The following is a 15,867-nucleotide window of genomic DNA, read 5'->3' as shown; positions in this document are numbered from 1 at the left end:
CGTGATGGCCTTCGTGGTCGATGGCAGCGGGCTGCTGCAGGCTGCCGAGCTCGCACCGCTGCCCGGCCTGGCCGACAGCATCGATGCCTACCGGCGACTCGTGGGCGATGCGCTCGGCGAGGGACAGGCGGTGTGGCAGCTCGGACCCGAGCGCTATCGCGTGGCACCGGCCGCCCAGCCGCCGCAGGAAGGCGCGCAACGCGTGAGCGATGCGGCGCCGATCGGGCAATGGCTGTCGAAGCGGCTGATCGCGCCGCTGCAGGCGAGCATCGGCGCGCGGCGGCGGCTGATTGTTTCGCCCGATGGCGCGCTCGCGATGCTGCCGTTCGAGGCGCTGCCGGTCGACGGCGAGCTGCTCGCACAGCGGCACAGCGTGGGCTATGTGCAGTCGCTTTCGATGATGGAGCTGCTGCAGCGCCGCTCCGCCAGTTACGGCCGCCTGCCACCGCGCAAGGCGATGCTGGCGATCGGCAATCCGGTGTACGAAGGCCAGGCTGGCGCGGCGCAGCCATCGGGCAAACGCGGCGCGGCCGCCGGCGACGATGCGCTGCTGTCGGCCCGCGCCTCGGCGGAAAGCGAGGAAGGCATCGGCGCGGCGGTCGAGGAACTGCGCCGAGAACAGCTGGGAGAACCTGCCCGGCACGCAGCGCGAACTCGAGAGCATCGCGCGCGTGTTCCGGCATCGCCAGATCGACCTGATCAGCGGCGCCGACGCGACCGAGCAGAACCTGCAGCGGCTCGACCGCGGCGGCGAGCTCGCGAAGTACCGGCACCTGCTGTTCTCGGTGCACGGCTACCTGAGCCCGAGCGTGCCGGCGCTGAGCGCGCTGGTGCTGGGCCAGGTGGACAACCCGCCGTCGGTGGACGGCTATGTCACGGCCGCGGAATGGCCGGGCTACACCTTGCGCAGCGACCTGGTCGTGATGTCGGCCTGCGAGACCGGCATCGGCAAGGTGGTGGCGGGCGACGGCGTGATGGGGCTGCCCTATGCGCTGTACGTGGCGGGCAACGTCAACACGGTGATGACGCTCTGGCCGGTCAGCGACGAGAGCACGGCGCGCTTCATGGAGGCCTTCTTCGCGCGCATCGAGCGCAAGCTGCCGGTGGAGCGCGCGCTGGCGGAAACCAAGCGCGCCTTCGCCGAGGGCGAGTACGGGGAACGCCTGCGCAAGCCCGTCTACTGGGCGCCGTTCGTGCTCTACGGCACCTGAGGCGCCGGTTGCAGCGGCACGTGGCGCGCCATCGCCTCGGCGGTGGCGCGATCGCGCGGGAACCACATCTCGACGCGCAGCGAGGCCGGCGTCACGTCCTGCGGCAGCGCGAACACGCTCTGCATGACCTCGAAGGACAGCGCGCCGAACTCGGTATCGAAGACGAAGCTGAAATACGGCACGCCGACCGCACGGCCGCGCTCGGGCATACGGCCCGGGTAGCGGCGCTCGAGCGCGCGTGCGAGCCACTCGACGCGCGAGGCGAGCGCGGGCCGGCTCCAGGTTTCGGCGCGCAGTTGCGTGAGCAGCGCGGCGGCCGTGGCCTCGGGCTCGCGGGCGCGCGAGAGCAGCCCTTGCGGATGGCCGATGGCCGTGATGATGTCCAGGCCCATGCCGCCGCCGCCGGCCGTGCGCCAGAGCCCGGGCATCACGACCGACGACAGCCAGCGCGCGCCGCGGTTCTGCTCCACCGTCTTCCAGTCGGCATCGAAGGCCAGGCCCGGATGCGGCAGGTGTGCCTCGAGCGTGCGGCGCACGGCCTCGCGCACGAGATGGGCTTCGGCGCCCTGCGTGTCCTCGTCGGGCTGCGGCAGCGCGAAGCCGCACTGCAACAGCGCTGCGTTGCGCACCGACACCGGCACGCCCAGCTCGGCCATCCACGCGAGGATCAGGCCGCGGCTCGGCAGCGCGCGGCCCGACTCGAGGAAACTGACGTGCCGCTGCGAGACGTCGAGGCGCCCCGCCAGTTCGAGCTGGCTGATGCCGTGCTCGAGCCGCGTGCGACGCAGGATCAGCGCGATGCTCACGCGGCCGGCCGCTCGCCCATCGCGGAGATCGTGCCTTGCGCGACGGCGACCAGCTTCTCGCCGCCTTCGGCATCGATCGCGAAGATCTCGCAGGCGCAGACGGCCTGCCGCTTGCCGCCGTGCAGCACGCGGGCGCGCGCGAGCAGCGTGGCGCCCTGCGCGGGACGCAGGTAGTTGATCTTGTACTCGGCGGTAACGACGGCATCGGACAGCGCGCTGCCGCCCGCGAACGTCAGCGCGTTGTCGGCCAGGTAGCTGAGCACGCCGCCATGGGCGAAGCCGTGCTGCTGTTTGAGCTCGGGCCGCAGCGCGAGGCGCAGTTCAGTGAGCGCGGGGCCGAAGGCCAGGATCTCGGTGCCCAGCAGCACGCTGAAGGGCTGGGCCTGCAGCACCGCGCGTGCATGGGCCAATGGCTTGGGCTCGCTCATGGCGCGGGCTTCTTCGGCGCCATCTGCGCGGGGTCGTAGAAGAACTGCTCCGACGCGATGCGCTCGCCCGACCAGCGCTGCCAGGCGATCTCCTCGATGCGGCTGCTGCTGCCGTCGAGCCAGTCGAACTCGAAGATCCAGCGGATCGCGACATGGTCGCCTTGCACGAAGGCCGGCCGCACGCACTGCGAACGGACTGCGGAGGCGCGGGCCAGCGTGGCGCGCTCGCGCGCGATGTTGGCGGCCAGGCCCACGCGCGGTGGCGACTGGTTCTCCTGCATGGACGAGTCCTCGGTATAGAACTCGGCGAGGGCTTCGGCGTGGAAGTTGGACTCCACGCGCGCGATGAATTTCTCGAGGGTCTCTGCTGTGGGCATGGGGAGGCTTTCGAATCCGGGAGGGGTGCCGGGGCCCAACTGGCCGGCCGACGTCGGCCATCATGCGACGCGACGCCTGGGTTGTCGATGACCTCACACGTAGTCGAATGCGCTCCCTGCGCGATTCATGCCGAGGCAGATCCAGGCGTCGCGCGCCGCGCGACACGGCGTAGATCGTGCGTATTAAGACGTCGAACCCGCGATGCCTGCAACTCGTCCAGTCCCTGTGCCGCCTCGAGCAGGAAACGCTTCATCGCCTTATGCAATCCCGAAGCCGACCAGGAGCGGGTCTGAGCCCCCCCGCATCGAAGCGCGCAAGTACCGCAACGCCGCGATTGCTTTGCGCGTCCACACGTGGCTCGAGTCCATGGCGCGCCAGTTCCTCCTCCAGCTCGCGTACATGCGCGGCCGCAATCGGCAGTCGCTTGGTCACGCCTTCCGCATCCTTGACCTCGAGTAGCCACGCCGTATCGGCGTCGGCAGCTTCTTCGAGCCTAGGCGGAACAAGGTGTTCGCAACGCAGCGCAACCACTTCACCAATTCGCAAACCGGTGGCGCGGATCCATCGCAGCGCCCGACGCAGCCGACGCGCCGCCTCGTCGTCGCTCTGTAGTCCCAACTGCCGATCTAGGAGATCCCACTGTATTGGATCTGCGTGATCAGGCTGCACTGTCAACGGAGCAATCACAGGCAAAGCGTGGCTCACAAAGGGGCTGCACGTGAGATACCCCCGATGCACAAGATGCGAAAAAAGTCCTCGCAGGATCACTAGCGCCTGGCGCTGTGCTGATGGAGAGAGCGCACCCTCAAAAGGTCGCCACATCGGCGACCAGCGTTGATGGTGACGCGGACCGCACCATGCGGCGGGCGGTGAGACGATGAAATCCGCGTAAGCACTGACGTCATCTGCTGTGAGCGACGACAGAGGCTTGCCCCGCTTGAGGGTAGCCCACAGAAGCAGACGTTCGGCTTCCTTGCGATAGGACCGCTGAGTGGCAGTGAGCACCGCTGGCATCGACGAGAACTCCAAACCCGATGGAGCACCCCGGCTGTGAATCCATTCGAGAACAGCCTCGACATCGTTGTTCGAAGACGACTTGCTTTCAATCGATGGAGCACACCGAAAAGCTCCACTGCTGCCGTCCAGAGAAGGCGGGAGCATCAGCTTCTCAAGAGGCCGAAGCTCCAACGCGGGCTGCACCACCGCTTGGAGCTCATCGAACGCAAGTTGTGAACGCTTTCGTAGCGCGTGTCGCCCCACGCGCAGACCGAGTGCTTGCTCAGTCGCTTGAAGCCACTCGACCACTCGAGCCGCCTTGTGCGCACCGATCCCGGGCACCCTGACCCACCAACGCGAACCGCTCTGATTGACGTGCTCCACCAACTCCCGCAGCGTACTCAAACCACTACGCTCCAATCGGCCAGCCAGCAAGGGATTCAGCCAAGCGGATACGGGATCGTCAGCTCGAGGATCTTCAGCCGTCAGGTCTTCGAGCCAGCGCAGCGCTTCAAGCTGGCGTTGCACCACCCGCGCGCGACGCGAACTCGCGGCGCCTTGCCCAGCACCGTCGCTGGAACCCGCGCCCGGATGCGCAGCTTCGTAAGCCTCGATCTGCTCGGCATGGGAAAAGTCTTCCAAACCTTGCTCGCGCGCGAAATCCTCCAGCGTCGGCAGCTTGGGCGAGCTTGAGAAGCGTTCAGGGTCCAGCAGGATCAGCCGCGCTGTGCCGGGGCGACGCTCCCGCCGCGCAGCGGCTGCGAAGGCATCGCGCATCCAGCCGATCGTGCGCCTTACGTTACGCATGTCTGCCGATTCCCCCTCGAGCAGCAGATACCGATCCCAACTCGCTCGCGCATCGAGCCCCTGAATCAACGCCCGCATGAACGCGAAGTGCGCGCGCTGCAAGCGTTGACGGTGGGTTTTCATGTGGGATCTCGCAGGCGGAACGATAGTAGCGTCCCAGCGTGCCTTGCCGGTGCCGGACAACGCATGCAAGGCCTGCGATATCGGGCGCTCTATCCTGGCTCATTCTAACTATTGTCCCAAGCAAGAATCTGGCTTGGAAGACACCTCATGATGCACCTTTCCACCGTCCCTCCGAAACTGCCCTCGCCCACCAACAACCTCTCATAGGGAGCAGAAACGAACCGTAACCGCCAAATCGATCGCGCATGCGATTCGCTCAAGAACGTCCGGCCGCGGTTGGATCTGACCAAGTTCTAGACGAGAGATCATCGCGCACGACACGCCGGAGGTTCCGGCCAACTGCTTCTGGGACAGGCAAGCCGCTGTACGGAGATCGAGCAAGTTCCTGCCGCTTTGCCTATCCCATCGGGCACTCAGCAGTCCTGGGGGATTCCCGATCGCAGAGCGGCTTCCTACACCATCACTGTGTGACGAGGAATGTCCTACCAAGGCATCTGATCCAGCCGCTCGCAGCCGCCGCACCGACGTCAGCTCAATCCGCTGTCGCATGGCGTCTTCATGGCTTCAAGCTCGAGGCGACATGCCTCATCGATGATCAGCGAATAGAGCGCTTGCATAAAGCCGCCGCGAATGCCGTGGTCGGCTCCAAACCTCACAGCCTTTCTCTGGACGAAATCCATACGCCGAGGCTCCAAAAGCGACATACCGTGCTTGCGCTTGTGAAGACCGATGCGCCAGCAGCAGTCCAACCGCTGGCGAAGTGCCTGGAGCAGTCGCTCGTCTACACCATCAAGCTGAACGTGAAGTGCTTGCAGAGTAACGAGCGCTTGATCGGAGCTGGCGCCTGGTGCCTGATCGTCAAGCGCGTAGAACGAGGATGGTGATTGCATGAGTCCGATGAAAAGTGTTTCCTGGACGCAATCCTTATCGCTTCCGCCATCGTCAGCAAGGCTTGCATAGCAAGCAAATCACAGGGCTCGGATCTCGGCGCGCAGCGACCGCCGAGCCGCGCCAGGCAAGGACCATCCCGCTGTGCGCCGGCACAGGTTTCGTGCGACGCAATTTCCCCTCGAAGGCCCCGGCATCGTGAAAGTCCCGGCGAAAGGCTTTCCGGTGCCACGTGCGCCGAAAAGTCCTGGAGTTTTCTCTCCTAGCTAGATCCCCAGACAACGTGTTCGGGCTCGCCAAGCAGTCGCCTAGCCGTGGCCCCTGCCGATGGTCCTCGTCAAATCTGGTAGTTCCTAAATTGCGTCCGCTTTCATCTAATCCATCTGCTCAACCCAGCGAAAGCGAACCATGCACATCGTCGCAGGCACGGCCAGCAATTTGTCGACCAGCGCGTTCTCCGCAATGGCGCACTACCGCTATCGCGTATTTGTCGAAAAACTTGGCTGGAAGCTCGCAAACGACGGCGTCACCGAACTCGATCAATTCGACCGTGACGACACTCTGTATGTCATGGCTCGGGAACGAGACGCTCGGTTGAGCGGTGTTGCGCGGCTTCTTCCGACCGATCGGCCCTACCTTTTGAGCGACGTGTTTCCGAACCTGCTCGACGGCCGTCCGCCTCCGCGCAGCGCGAAAGTATGGGAGCTTTCCAGATTCGCTGTGACCGACCTCGACGCTTCCAATGCAGCTACCCAGTCGCTAAGCGACGCATCTTGTCGCGCGTTGGCACTTCTGGACGTCGTCATGCGGCTCGCGGCCTTTGGCGGTGCGGACGAACTGATCACGGTTTCGCCGCTCGGCGTTGAGCGCATTCTTCGACGCGCCGGAATCGTCGCGCATCGCATGGGCAGACCGGTTCGCCTGAACCAGCATTTCGTATACGCATGTCGGATTGAAATCGAACCCTCGATGCGCAGTCGCTCATGCTTTCGATCCGTTCTCTGAATGCTGACTCGATGCTCGTGGTCTGCCTGCAACGCCAACCTCTCGCGGGCTAACGAACGGCCGCTCGGGCTACATCTTCACGACATCGCGCAAGCTCACATCAGCAACCGAAGACGCAACATACGCGCAACCGCCGCAGCCTTGTTTGTCACATGCAGTTTTCGGATTGCGTTCTTGACGTGGTAGTTGACTGTATTACACGAAACACCCAGCAGAATGGCAACCTCCTCTGACGTTTTCCCGTCCGCCGTCCATCGCAGAACATCCAACTCCCTAGCCGTGAGCGCCGGATACACCCGATGTTGGTCCGGCCAGAGCGCCTCGGAAAGGTGAAAGTGCGCGGCATCCGCCAACCATTGCATCTGCGCTCCTCGCCCCAAGAGCTCTGCCGCCGAGAGCACCTCTCGCGACCGCGCCAGCGTGAGCATTCCGATGCTGCCATCCGGATCAAAGGAAGATTGAGCCCAACCCACACGCAAGCCTGCCTCACGCGCTTCCGACCAAAACTGCGGCGTGGCTTCGAAGACTTCGCGACGCCAGACCAACGAAGCTCGCGAGCGAACTCCGTGCGCCACCGTCGGATCGATCGCGAGGTAGTCCTGTTCACGATAGCGCTGTTGCCAGGCCGGCGCATAGTTATTGAGCATCAGCGTCTTCGGGCGGGCGAACGAGTCGAAGAACCTCACGCCATAGGCGCAGTGCTCAAACCCCAGACGTCTCGCACCCCGCGCAACGACTTCGAACTTGGAAGCTGCCCCTATCGCTCGCCTCAGCGCATCGTTGATTTCTAGAAAGAAGCCGTTCGTTCGAATGGGAGCTCTCGTTCAGCCGAAGCCTCGAAAGCCGCAGTGTGCCGCGGAGTCTTTTTTCCGAAGAGGAAAGGTAGCGATATTTTTTCACTGTCGATCTTTCATTGAACGAATGTCTACGTCAATCGGCGTGCACTTCCGAAAAACATGAAGACGAAAAACCAATCTGCCACAACACAGTCTAAGAACATGTCTTATTCGGCACACCGACAAATATTCCACCTTTTTCGCCACGCCAGCACATTTGCAGTCATTTCGAATCAGGGGCATCTAGGATCCAACACGAGCGTTGAGGCCGAACTTCTCGGCGCGCCAATCACCTCAAGACTCTTTCAATGGCGCAAATCTGGCTGATCGTTGTTGACGGATTCGAACTTTTCGATGTTGCGGCAGCGATACACGTCTTCGAGGCCGCCAACGTGGCTCACACCGAGCGGCATGGGAGATCGTTCTACGAGATCCACACGTTCGTTTCTTCGCCGATGCCGGTCCGAGGCGCTGGCTGTGCCTTCTTGAACGCACGTGAGTTGCCTTCCGACGTGTCAGAAGCCATCCACACGGTAATGGTGATCGGTGGGGGAGCCTTGAACATGCTGGGTAGCTCCTCCACGCATGCGAGACGAGCGCGAGAGTGGATTTTCGAACATCGATCGCAGATCGATCGCATCGCATCGGTCGGGACCATTGGCTTCACAGTCGCAGATGCTGCGCATCAAAGAACTGACCCATCGGATGCGCGTCGCCTATGGGATGCAGTGGCGGCCTCTTCGGGAATGAAGCTTGCGCTGAAAATGGTGGCAGACGACCTCGGACAGCCAATCGCAATCAGCGTGACCGCGCAGCTTGGGGCTTCCTGGGAGCCCATCGCCACACCGTTTCGGTTTCGCAGCGACCTTGCCGAACGCGCAACCGGAGACAGCCGTGTCATCGCCCTGCATGCTTGGATGGTCGAGAACCTGCACGAGCGCCTATCAGTGGACAGGCTGGCCGACAGGTTGTCGATGAGCCCGAGAACCTTTGGCCGCTTTTACCTTCGGACCACTGGCATCACCCCAGCACGCGCGCTGGAGCAGCTCCGTCTCAGTCGGGCTTGCGTTGAGATCGAGACAACGCCGATGTCTTTCAAAGCCATTGCCTTACGCTGCGGCTTCTCCGCAGAAGAAGTCATGCGGCGGGCATTCTTGCGGGTCCTCAAGATGTCGCCGAGTGAGTATCGCCGACAGTATGGGCCGGGACTCTCAAGAGCGGACACCGCTGACAAAAAGGCTCCCGGTCGCTCTTTCGGACTTCCAGAGGCGTGAACGCCAGGCGAGGCCAGACCAAGTCAGGTGCGAGGGGGAATGTTTCGCACCTTCCCATTGCTTGTCAGTTCGCAAGCTGCTCGCTGCCGACGATCCCGATCTTGACCACACCGAGGCGCTGCGCGCTCGCCATGATGCCTGCCACGTGCTTATAGGGAACACTGTTGCTGGGGCGCAAATGAACCTCTGGTTGTTCGGGCTGCGCGGCAACTGTCGCCAGCCGTCGCTCGAGGTCCGGTCGACCTGCAACGACTTCCCCATTCCATCCGATCGTTCCATCAGCCTCGACCTCGATGCGGATCTCTTTCGTAGCGATCGGCGGGTTCGGGTCGCTGCTGGGGATCGGCATATTCATCTTGACAGCATGCGTCTGGATAGGGATCGTGATGATGAACATGATCAACAAAACCAACATGACATCGATCAGTGGTGTTGTGTTGATATCGACGATGATCTCTTCATCGTCGTGTCCGCTTCCTGCACTCATTGCCATTTTGTTTACCTATCGACTCGCGCTGCCCGCAGGCGGCTCGGTGATGAATCCAACCTTGTGAATGCCTGCCCGTCGGCAGGCCGTCACCAGTCGCCCGACCGCCTCGTAAGGAACTTCCGCGTCGCCGCGGATGTGCACCTCGGGCTGCGGCTCCTTGACTGCGATAGTCTTCAGTCGAGCGACCACGGTCTCCACGTCGGGCATACGCTCGATCCCCCAGTACAGTTCACCGTTGCGGCTGACCGCAAGCACGATATTTTCTGGTTTGGTTTGTGTCGGGACATTCCTCTCTTTGGGGAGTTCAAGCTTGATCGACTGAGTCACAACCGGAATGGTGATCAGGAAGATGATCAGAAGTACCAACATCACATCGACCAAAGGGGTCGTGTTAATGCTCGAGTTCAAAGCCTCATCATCGCCGTCGGCGCTGAGGTTCATTCCCATTTGATGGACTCCGTATTGACGGTGGGCGACGATAAGCCCACCGTTCCATGGGCTCGGAGAAGGTAGGCGGGTATGAGAACGACGAGGCTCACCGCTTGGCTCCGATCAACACATTGTGCAGATCGCCACTGAAATTGCGCACCCGCTCCATGGCACTCTTGTTGCGCCGGATCAGCCAGTTGTACCCCATTACCGCAGGCACAGCGACGGCCAAGCCAATGGCGGTCATGATCAACGCCTCCCCGACGGGGCCTGCCACCTTATCGATTGAAGCTTGGCCAGACACGCCGATTGCCGTCAGCGCGTTGTAGATGCCCCAGACAGTTCCAAAAAGTCCCACAAAAGGCGCGGTGGAACCGACAGTCGCAAGAAAGGCGAGCCCGTCCTGCAGCCTACTTTGCACCTTCTCCACAGCGCGCTGGATGCTCATCGTCACCCATGTGTGCAGGTCGATCTGTTCGACCAGTGTGCCCTCGTGATGCTGGCTGGCGGTCAAGCCCTGTTCGGCGATATAGCGAAAGGCACTTCCGTTGCGCAGCGTTTGCGCCCCAGCCTGCACACTGCCAGCCTTCCAGAAGGACTTGCTGGCCGCACTGGCGGCATTGAGCAGCTTTTGCTGTTCGTACAGCTTGACGAAGATGATGCACCAACTGCCGATGCTCATGATCACCATGATGATCAGCGTGCCTCTGGCGACAAAGTCACCCTGAGCCCAGAGGGCGCTCAGTCCGTAGGGGTTCTCGACGGCGTGGGTCGTAGACGATGCAACGGCAGCATTGCCCTGGCCTTCGCCCTTCGCCGATGAGGATGCGCTCGCATCGGTGTTCGCTGCGGGCGCCGCATTGGCCACCGGCGCCGGCGGGGTCGACGCATTTTGGGCGGATGCAGTCAGCGCGCCAAGAAGCAGGGTGACGGATATGACAGCGAGCATGGCGCTGCGAAAGAATTTGACGAAGGACATGAGAGCTTCTCCATTAGAAAATTTGACAGGACGTGCATCGCTGGCACGTGGATCGAGCGTGGCCGCTTTTCGGGCGACCTGGGACGCGGATGTGGGGCGGGTTAGCACGATGGCGGACGAGGCACTATTCGAGCTTCCACACGTACTCGACAGTGGCCACTGCACCACCGACTGGCTGTCCCTCGGTATCGGTCCCGGGCTTGAACGGGCATCTGCTCAAGACCTCCACCGCCGCCGCGTCCAACGATCGATGCTCTCGGGTGGGTCCTGAGGGTCGATCTATCTCCGCTTTCGCCACGCGTCCCGAGGCATCGATCGTGAAGCGGATGCGTGTGGTCCCGGTGACTTCCGCACGCAGTGCCGACCTCGGATACTCAGGCTTCTCGCAAGACGACACGTCGATCCGTGCAGGAGTGCCCAAGGCTCGAGGCGCAGCGGGCGGTGCCGGCGGCGCAATCACCACCGGCGCGGGCGGGGGCGGTACAGAGCTGGCCGTGATCGACGGCTGCGGGTCTGCGGGCGGAGCGACATTGACCTCCGGTGGAGGCATGTAGCTTGGCGGAGGCGGCGCCACTTTGCGGGGAGGCGGAGGCCTTCGGGGTGGCTCTGGCGGCGGCGGTGGAGGTGGTGGCGGGGGAGGCGGCGCCTTGGGCTCCTCCAGGATGCTGACTTCCACGGGTGCTTTCACGACCTCCACGACCCGACGCGCCAATCCGCTTATCAGCGCCCAGCCCAAGAGCAGATGCAGTCCGACTACGATAAAGAACCCGACTACCCTGCTTCCGGGTCTTCGGCTTTCACTGAAATCCATTGATCAATCCCCTAGCCGTCGATCTGCCAACCAGATGCCAGCAAAGTGCGAGTCGATGCGGACGCATCGACGTCAAAAAAAGCGTTGAGCGCCCCGTTCATGCGAACCTCAAAGGTGAAAACGCCTTCGCTTCCGTGTATGGCTGCTTGGACTCGATGAGGTCAGCCAGAAGCCGTGCCCCCGCAGGTCCCAGCGTGAATCCGTGATGCCCGTGCCCGAAGTTGAACCACAAGCCCCGGTGTCGATGCGCCCGCCCGATGACCGGCTTCATATCGGCGCAGCATGGCCGAGCGCCGATCCAAGGCTCGTCTTCCACGGGAATGCCCAGACTCAACAGTTCGCGCGCCTCGGCTTCCGCGCCGGCAAGTTGCCGTGGGGTCGGCTGCGCATCGATGCGTGCGATCTCCGCGCCGGTCGTGATGCGCAGGCCCCGGCGCTGCGAGGACATCACGTAGCCGCGCTCAGCGTCCAATGTTGGAACGAGCACCCCGTCACCTCCGACGTAGTGCCGGTGGTAGCCACGTTTGACAAACAGTGGTAGGCGGTAACCCAAGGGCCTGATCAAAGCATCGGACCATGGCCCAAGTGCGACCACCACATGCCGTGCGTGCAGGATGCCCCCGTCGAGTCGAGCCTCCCACCCGACAGAACGCTCCCGCAACGCGATCGCATCGGCACGCAAGAAATGGCCGCCCCGTCGCTGGAATGCTTTGGCGTAGCGTTCGACCAGCGCCCCCGGGTCGCTCACACTCCACGACTGCACCCAATGAACCGCGCCGGCGACGGACCTTCGAAGCGACGGCTCCGCTAACGCCATGTCATGGCTGTCGAGTGCGTCAAAGGCGATGCCGTACTCCTGGTTCAGGCGCTCAGCGTGGGCGACCGCATCCTCGAACGCGCTTTCGGTTCGGTACATCAAGCGAAGGCCCTTGCGCCGTACGAGATCCTCTGCTCGAGCAAGGGCGATGTAGCGCCCATGTTCATCGGTAACATGTTCGATGAGACCGGCATACTCACGGCTGATGCGGCGGTGCTGCGAAGGGGCGGAGTTCCTCCAATAGCGAACCAATTGCGGCAGGGCGGCCAACAAGCCGGTGAAGTGATAGTTGATGTCCAGCCCATGTCCAAGGGCGGCCCGCATCAACGCCTTCAGGTCGCGCGGAAACGTGTAGGGCTCGACGGCCTCGCGCTGAATGACACCCGCATTGCCATAACTCGTCTCCCGACCAATCGGCGAGCGATCGACCAACGTGACCGAATGCCCTCGCAGCGTCAGTTCGAGGGCCGTGCAGGTGCCGACCATTCCAGCCCCCAACACCACGACTTCATCTGGCATCGGATGTGACTTCAGTTGCAAGTTCGATGGCTGCGATCACCGTGATCTCGATGAGCGCTCCGGGAATCAAGAGCTGCGCGACCACGGTCGTGCGTGTCGGATACGGCGCTTGAAAGTGCTTGCGGTACGCTGCATTGAACGCCGCAAAGTCTTCCGCGCGCGCCAAGTGGACCGTGACCTGCACCACATTCGCGAGGCTCAGGCCGACATTGCGGAGCGAAGCGTCGATGCGATGAAGCGTCAGATCGGTTTGCAGCGCAATGTCCTCAGGCATTGGTCCTGCTTCCGGAATCGGGAGTTCCCCGGAGAGGAAAAGCAGCCCATTCGTACTGCGAAGCTTGGAGAACGGAAGTTGGTCAGCGGTGAAGTTCATCATGGGTTGTGTCTTGCCCTGGGGGCACGGGAAACTTGTTGGAGCCAAAGGTGGAAGCGCTCGACTCGGCGTTTCGAGCGATCGAGCTGCGTGTTCTCTACAGCAGCTTGCGCAATGCCTCGAGCAACTGAGCGATCTGCTCGGGCGTGTGGTCCGCGAAGGCAGCGCAACGCAGCACGCCCATGGGGCCGGCACCCACATAGGTGGAGTACGCCACGAAAATGCCCTGGTCCCAGAGTGCGCGCTGGATGCGCTGCATGTGAAAGCTGTCCCCATGCACGAAGGCAGCGATGGGTCCAGGGTTGTCCTCGACCGTCAAACCCAGTGCACGCAGCCCCGCCTTCAGCGAACGCGCGTTTTCTCGCAAGCGTTCAAGGATTTCAGGTCGTTTGCGAATCAGGCGGAGGCTTTCCGCTGTCATTGCGGCGCCAGCGGAGCAGCCCAGGACGGCGCCACGTGACACCGGAGTTCGCCAGAGTTGTGCGATGGCTTGCGCGTCACCAAGCGCCAGTCCTCCGTGCGCTCCGAACGCTTTGGCGGCGGACCCACCGATCACCAGGTGATGGAATGGCAGCTGCGCGAGCTCTGCGCTGCCCCGGCCGTGTGGCCCGATCGTTCCGAAAGCATGCGACTCATCAACGACCAGCCATCCGTCTGAGGGTGCGATGACCTGTGCATACGCCGAAAGCGGGCGCGATCGCACCCGTGGTCGCAAACATCCCGTCTGTTGCAACAAGCGGCCGTTGACCCCGCTTGAGCGTATGCGCGAGCACGCGCGCTAGGTCCTCAGCATCGCAGTGAGCGAACGAATGGATAGGCTTGCCTGTCGAGTGCGCGCCGTCTCGCAGGCTGTAGTGAGCCGATTCGTCGATGTATATAGCATCGCAGTCGGGTGCAAGACCGGTGAGTGCGATAAGGCCGAACAAGTAGCCGGTCCCGAAGTACATCGCGGCTTCCGCACCGAAAAATCGACGCGCTTCAGCCTCGGCCTGCTGATTCGCGCCCGAGCTGAAGCCATAGTGGCGAGGGAGATGGGTGCTCGCGCCGAACTGCCGCAATGCGGAGCAGCCAGTCTCGATGAGTTCAGGCAGGCCGCCCAGCCCGAGATAGGCCGAGCCGCCGAAGCAAAGCACCTCGTGCCCGTCAACCATCATCGACGCGCCGCTGGGCGAGCCGACAAGGCGGAGCTGTCGTTCGCCGGCAGCAAGAGAAGTAGTGGTACTCATGCCAGATGCGGAGACGGGTTGTCCGTGGCGGGGAAGAAGTGCATGTGCCGATTGCGGTACGGAAGATGTGCAAAATTCATCGACAGTGCGGCTCCGGTCTCGATCACGTGCCGATCCGTCGAGAGCTTTGAGAACTCGGCGTAGTAGTGATGGCTGGACTTCACCGCGATGACCTGTGCTTCGTGCAGAGGAACGCCCAGCCCGGTGAAGGCAGTGGGCGAAAGCGTCTGTTGCCGACGGCTGCTCAAGACGATGTCCGTGGCATTGACTCGAATCCATGCAGCGCGACCGAGCGGATCGCGAATATCCCCGACCCACTGGACATGGTCGAGTGCGAGTCCCCGAACACTTGCTTCGACTTCGAGCGGTCGTCCAGATACTGCACCACCCTTCCCGCCCAGGCTCAGCTGTAAACGAGCCCCGATACCTGACTCGAAGCACGCCTGAACACTCTGCGGATCTACCAACATCCCCACGGCACTGCGCAAATCCTTGCGCTGAACCAGTTCGGCGAGCAGCACTGTGTGATCGCCTGGCGCCCCGCCGCCCGGGTTATCGCCTGCGTCTGCCAGCAGCCGTGGCATTCCGCCCTGTGCATCGAAGCCTTCTAGCGCTTGTCTGACGGTTTCCAGACGGGGCAGCATCGCATGGCGGATCCGATAAAGCGCCTGTGCGAGCTCCGTCGCCTGGGTCATGGCGAAGGCGGGGTCGCCGTCTGCCACCACGAGCACTTTGGTCCCTGCATCAGCAACGTCGCCCCATGGGAATCCATGTACGAGACTTACGGAGACGATGCCGGGGCGCGCTTCGATCTCGCTCATCCAGTTCACGAGGCCGCGCATCGGCTCGATGGTCGTGGGGTAGAAGCCAACCATGCGGCAATCCGCCACCGCCATGACCGGACGCGTGACGCCGCTTGCCGCGGCCCGGCACGCATCGAACAATTCCGCAGCCCGAGCCTCGTAGTCCGTATGCGGGTACTCGCGCATGAGGATGATGACATCGGCATGCTGGGTCATGGTGGACGTCATGTGGCAGTGTGGATCGAGTTCAACGCCGATCACGCACTGGGGGCCCACGAGTTCACGCATGGCCCGAATCAGATCCCCTTCGCAGTCGTCCTCGCCTTCTGCCACCATCGCGCCGTGAAGGAACAACAGCACCATGTCCAACGGCATCGCCGCGCGCGCTGCATTGAGAATCTCCCCACGCAACTGTGCGTATGCCTCAGCCCTAACGCGCCCCGCGGGTTGCGCGATGGCATACACGCCTTCGACCACCTCATCGCCGTAGCGGCGCGCGCGAAGGCGCCACTGCTCGACAATCGGCCCAACGTCGCCCAGCGCTCGCGCCGGCGTGGGCCCGCGAATGATGCCAAGCTCCTCGAACGATGCGAGCGTCGTCGGATGCTCAGAGAACGTGTTGGTCTCCGTGACCAACGCAGATGTAAAAATCTTCATGAAAAAGAGCC

Annotated in this window: 19 protein-coding genes; 3 read left to right on the top strand and 16 right to left on the bottom strand. The window is 62.9% G+C overall.

Annotated elements, in window-relative coordinates; all coding sequences use genetic code 11:
- The first annotated feature begins 542 nt into the window (after positions 1-542).
- Positions 543-1,211 (top strand): CHAT domain-containing protein, encoded by a 669-nt coding sequence (locus ACHMXE_RS07780; RefSeq protein ID WP_395345297.1) that lies wholly within the window; start codon positions 543-545, stop codon positions 1,209-1,211.
- On the opposite strand, the gene ACHMXE_RS07775 is transcribed toward ACHMXE_RS07780, so the two are convergent.
- The 6 genes from ACHMXE_RS07775 to ACHMXE_RS07750 form a co-directional block, all read right to left on the bottom strand.
- On the bottom strand, positions 1,199-2,017 hold the full coding sequence (locus ACHMXE_RS07775) for a helix-turn-helix domain-containing protein (protein WP_395345294.1): 819 nt from the start codon (positions 2,015-2,017) through the stop codon (positions 1,199-1,201). The two genes, ACHMXE_RS07780 and ACHMXE_RS07775, sit on opposite strands and share 13 nt — an antisense overlap.
- Positions 2,014-2,445 (bottom strand): PaaI family thioesterase, encoded by a 432-nt coding sequence (locus tag ACHMXE_RS07770; protein WP_395345291.1) that lies wholly within the window; start codon positions 2,443-2,445, stop codon positions 2,014-2,016. The genes ACHMXE_RS07775 and ACHMXE_RS07770 overlap by 4 nt, the downstream gene beginning before the upstream one ends.
- Positions 2,442-2,822 carry a nuclear transport factor 2 family protein gene (locus ACHMXE_RS07765; protein ID WP_261216323.1) on the bottom strand — a complete coding sequence of 127 codons (381 nt, stop codon included), beginning with the start codon at positions 2,820-2,822 and terminating at the stop codon, positions 2,442-2,444. Before ACHMXE_RS07765 ends, ACHMXE_RS07770 begins: the two co-directional genes overlap by 4 nt.
- 250 nt (positions 2,823-3,072) lie before the next feature.
- Entirely contained in the window at positions 3,073-4,749 is a 1,677-nt protein-coding gene (locus tag ACHMXE_RS07760) for a phage integrase family protein (RefSeq protein WP_395345288.1), read from the bottom strand.
- Between the two features lie 201 nt (positions 4,750-4,950).
- Positions 4,951-5,298 (bottom strand): helix-turn-helix domain-containing protein, encoded by a 348-nt coding sequence (locus ACHMXE_RS07755; protein ID WP_395345285.1) that lies wholly within the window; start codon positions 5,296-5,298, stop codon positions 4,951-4,953.
- Positions 5,277-5,639 carry a chorismate mutase gene (locus tag ACHMXE_RS07750; RefSeq protein WP_203208000.1) on the bottom strand — a complete coding sequence of 121 codons (363 nt, stop codon included), beginning with the start codon at positions 5,637-5,639 and terminating at the stop codon, positions 5,277-5,279. Before ACHMXE_RS07750 ends, ACHMXE_RS07755 begins: the two co-directional genes overlap by 22 nt.
- A 406-nt stretch (positions 5,640-6,045) precedes the next feature.
- Here ACHMXE_RS07750 and ACHMXE_RS07745 point away from each other — a divergent pair, with 406 nt between their 5' ends.
- Entirely contained in the window at positions 6,046-6,642 is a 597-nt protein-coding gene (locus ACHMXE_RS07745; RefSeq protein WP_395345282.1) for an acyl-homoserine-lactone synthase, read from the top strand.
- A gap of 95 nt (positions 6,643-6,737) precedes the next feature.
- On the opposite strand, the gene ACHMXE_RS07740 is transcribed toward ACHMXE_RS07745, so the two are convergent.
- A complete protein-coding gene (locus ACHMXE_RS07740; protein ID WP_395345279.1) occupies positions 6,738-7,328 on the bottom strand; it encodes a LuxR family transcriptional regulator in 591 nt (196 codons plus the stop codon).
- A gap of 458 nt (positions 7,329-7,786) precedes the next feature.
- Here ACHMXE_RS07740 and ACHMXE_RS07735 point away from each other — a divergent pair, with 458 nt between their 5' ends.
- The gene (locus ACHMXE_RS07735; RefSeq protein WP_395345276.1) at positions 7,787-8,752 is read left to right on the top strand and encodes a GlxA family transcriptional regulator; all 966 of its coding nucleotides are present in this window, start codon (positions 7,787-7,789) and stop codon (positions 8,750-8,752) included.
- A 64-nt stretch (positions 8,753-8,816) separates the two neighbouring features.
- Here ACHMXE_RS07735 and ACHMXE_RS07730 read toward each other — a convergent pair whose 3' ends face one another.
- The 9 genes from ACHMXE_RS07730 to ACHMXE_RS07690 all read right to left on the bottom strand — a co-directional run bounded on the left by ACHMXE_RS07730 (position 8,817) and on the right by ACHMXE_RS07690 (position 15,856).
- The gene (locus tag ACHMXE_RS07730) at positions 8,817-9,245 is read right to left on the bottom strand and encodes a biopolymer transporter ExbD (protein ID WP_203208004.1); all 429 of its coding nucleotides are present in this window, start codon (positions 9,243-9,245) and stop codon (positions 8,817-8,819) included.
- A 9-nt stretch (positions 9,246-9,254) separates the two neighbouring features.
- A complete protein-coding gene (locus tag ACHMXE_RS07725) occupies positions 9,255-9,689 on the bottom strand; it encodes a biopolymer transporter ExbD (protein ID WP_203208005.1) in 435 nt (144 codons plus the stop codon).
- Positions 9,690-9,777: 88 nt separating this feature from the next.
- Positions 9,778-10,650 (bottom strand): MotA/TolQ/ExbB proton channel family protein, encoded by an 873-nt coding sequence (locus ACHMXE_RS07720; RefSeq protein WP_203208006.1) that lies wholly within the window; start codon positions 10,648-10,650, stop codon positions 9,778-9,780.
- Positions 10,651-10,774: 124 nt separating this feature from the next.
- Positions 10,775-11,200 carry an energy transducer TonB gene (locus tag ACHMXE_RS07715; RefSeq protein WP_281081741.1) on the bottom strand — a complete coding sequence of 142 codons (426 nt, stop codon included), beginning with the start codon at positions 11,198-11,200 and terminating at the stop codon, positions 10,775-10,777.
- Positions 11,201-11,558: 358 nt separating this feature from the next.
- Positions 11,559-12,797 (bottom strand): NAD(P)/FAD-dependent oxidoreductase, encoded by a 1,239-nt coding sequence (locus ACHMXE_RS07710; RefSeq protein WP_395345270.1) that lies wholly within the window; start codon positions 12,795-12,797, stop codon positions 11,559-11,561.
- A complete protein-coding gene (locus ACHMXE_RS07705; RefSeq protein ID WP_395345267.1) occupies positions 12,787-13,173 on the bottom strand; it encodes a RidA family protein in 387 nt (128 codons plus the stop codon). Before ACHMXE_RS07705 ends, ACHMXE_RS07710 begins: the two co-directional genes overlap by 11 nt.
- A gap of 94 nt (positions 13,174-13,267) precedes the next feature.
- The gene (locus tag ACHMXE_RS07700; protein ID WP_395345264.1) at positions 13,268-13,873 is read right to left on the bottom strand and encodes an aminotransferase class I/II-fold pyridoxal phosphate-dependent enzyme; all 606 of its coding nucleotides are present in this window, start codon (positions 13,871-13,873) and stop codon (positions 13,268-13,270) included.
- Positions 13,806-14,396, bottom strand: a complete 591-nt coding sequence (locus ACHMXE_RS07695; RefSeq protein WP_395345261.1) for a hypothetical protein — start codon at positions 14,394-14,396, stop codon at positions 13,806-13,808. Before ACHMXE_RS07695 ends, ACHMXE_RS07700 begins: the two co-directional genes overlap by 68 nt.
- Positions 14,393-15,856 carry a M81 family metallopeptidase gene (locus ACHMXE_RS07690; RefSeq protein ID WP_395345258.1) on the bottom strand — a complete coding sequence of 488 codons (1,464 nt, stop codon included), beginning with the start codon at positions 15,854-15,856 and terminating at the stop codon, positions 14,393-14,395. Before ACHMXE_RS07690 ends, ACHMXE_RS07695 begins: the two co-directional genes overlap by 4 nt.
- Positions 15,857-15,867: the final 11 nt, after the last annotated feature.

Source organism: Variovorax sp. UC122_21, assembly GCF_044056785.1.
GTDB lineage: Bacteria > Pseudomonadota > Gammaproteobacteria > Burkholderiales > Burkholderiaceae_C > Variovorax.
This window is presented reverse-complemented; position numbering and strand designations above follow the sequence as displayed.

What these genes read in the sequence shown, in the direction of transcription:
- ACHMXE_RS07780 (WP_395345297.1), top strand. Translation starts at nt 543, where the DNA reads ATGCGCTGCTGTCGGCCCGCGCCTCGGCGGAAAGCGAGGAAGGCATCG.
- ACHMXE_RS07770 (WP_395345291.1), bottom strand. Translation starts at nt 2,445, where the DNA reads ATGAGCGAGCCCAAGCCATTGGCCCATGCACGCGCGGTGCTGCAGGCC.
- ACHMXE_RS07765 (WP_261216323.1), bottom strand. Translation starts at nt 2,822, where the DNA reads ATGCCCACAGCAGAGACCCTCGAGAAATTCATCGCGCGCGTGGAGTCC.
- ACHMXE_RS07760 (WP_395345288.1), bottom strand. Translation starts at nt 4,749, where the DNA reads ATGAAAACCCACCGTCAACGCTTGCAGCGCGCGCACTTCGCGTTCATG.
- ACHMXE_RS07755 (WP_395345285.1), bottom strand. Translation starts at nt 5,298, where the DNA reads ATGCGACAGCGGATTGAGCTGACGTCGGTGCGGCGGCTGCGAGCGGCT.
- ACHMXE_RS07750 (WP_203208000.1), bottom strand. Translation starts at nt 5,639, where the DNA reads ATGCAATCACCATCCTCGTTCTACGCGCTTGACGATCAGGCACCAGGC.
- ACHMXE_RS07745 (WP_395345282.1), top strand. Translation starts at nt 6,046, where the DNA reads ATGCACATCGTCGCAGGCACGGCCAGCAATTTGTCGACCAGCGCGTTC.
- ACHMXE_RS07735 (WP_395345276.1), top strand. Translation starts at nt 7,787, where the DNA reads ATGGCGCAAATCTGGCTGATCGTTGTTGACGGATTCGAACTTTTCGAT.
- ACHMXE_RS07730 (WP_203208004.1), bottom strand. Translation starts at nt 9,245, where the DNA reads ATGGCAATGAGTGCAGGAAGCGGACACGACGATGAAGAGATCATCGTC.
- ACHMXE_RS07725 (WP_203208005.1), bottom strand. Translation starts at nt 9,689, where the DNA reads ATGGGAATGAACCTCAGCGCCGACGGCGATGATGAGGCTTTGAACTCG.
- ACHMXE_RS07720 (WP_203208006.1), bottom strand. Translation starts at nt 10,650, where the DNA reads ATGTCCTTCGTCAAATTCTTTCGCAGCGCCATGCTCGCTGTCATATCC.
- ACHMXE_RS07715 (WP_281081741.1), bottom strand. Translation starts at nt 11,200, where the DNA reads ATGCCTCCACCGGAGGTCAATGTCGCTCCGCCCGCAGACCCGCAGCCG.
- ACHMXE_RS07710 (WP_395345270.1), bottom strand. Translation starts at nt 12,797, where the DNA reads ATGCCAGATGAAGTCGTGGTGTTGGGGGCTGGAATGGTCGGCACCTGC.
- ACHMXE_RS07705 (WP_395345267.1), bottom strand. Translation starts at nt 13,173, where the DNA reads ATGATGAACTTCACCGCTGACCAACTTCCGTTCTCCAAGCTTCGCAGT.
- ACHMXE_RS07695 (WP_395345261.1), bottom strand. Translation starts at nt 14,396, where the DNA reads ATGAGTACCACTACTTCTCTTGCTGCCGGCGAACGACAGCTCCGCCTT.
- ACHMXE_RS07690 (WP_395345258.1), bottom strand. Translation starts at nt 15,856, where the DNA reads ATGAAGATTTTTACATCTGCGTTGGTCACGGAGACCAACACGTTCTCT.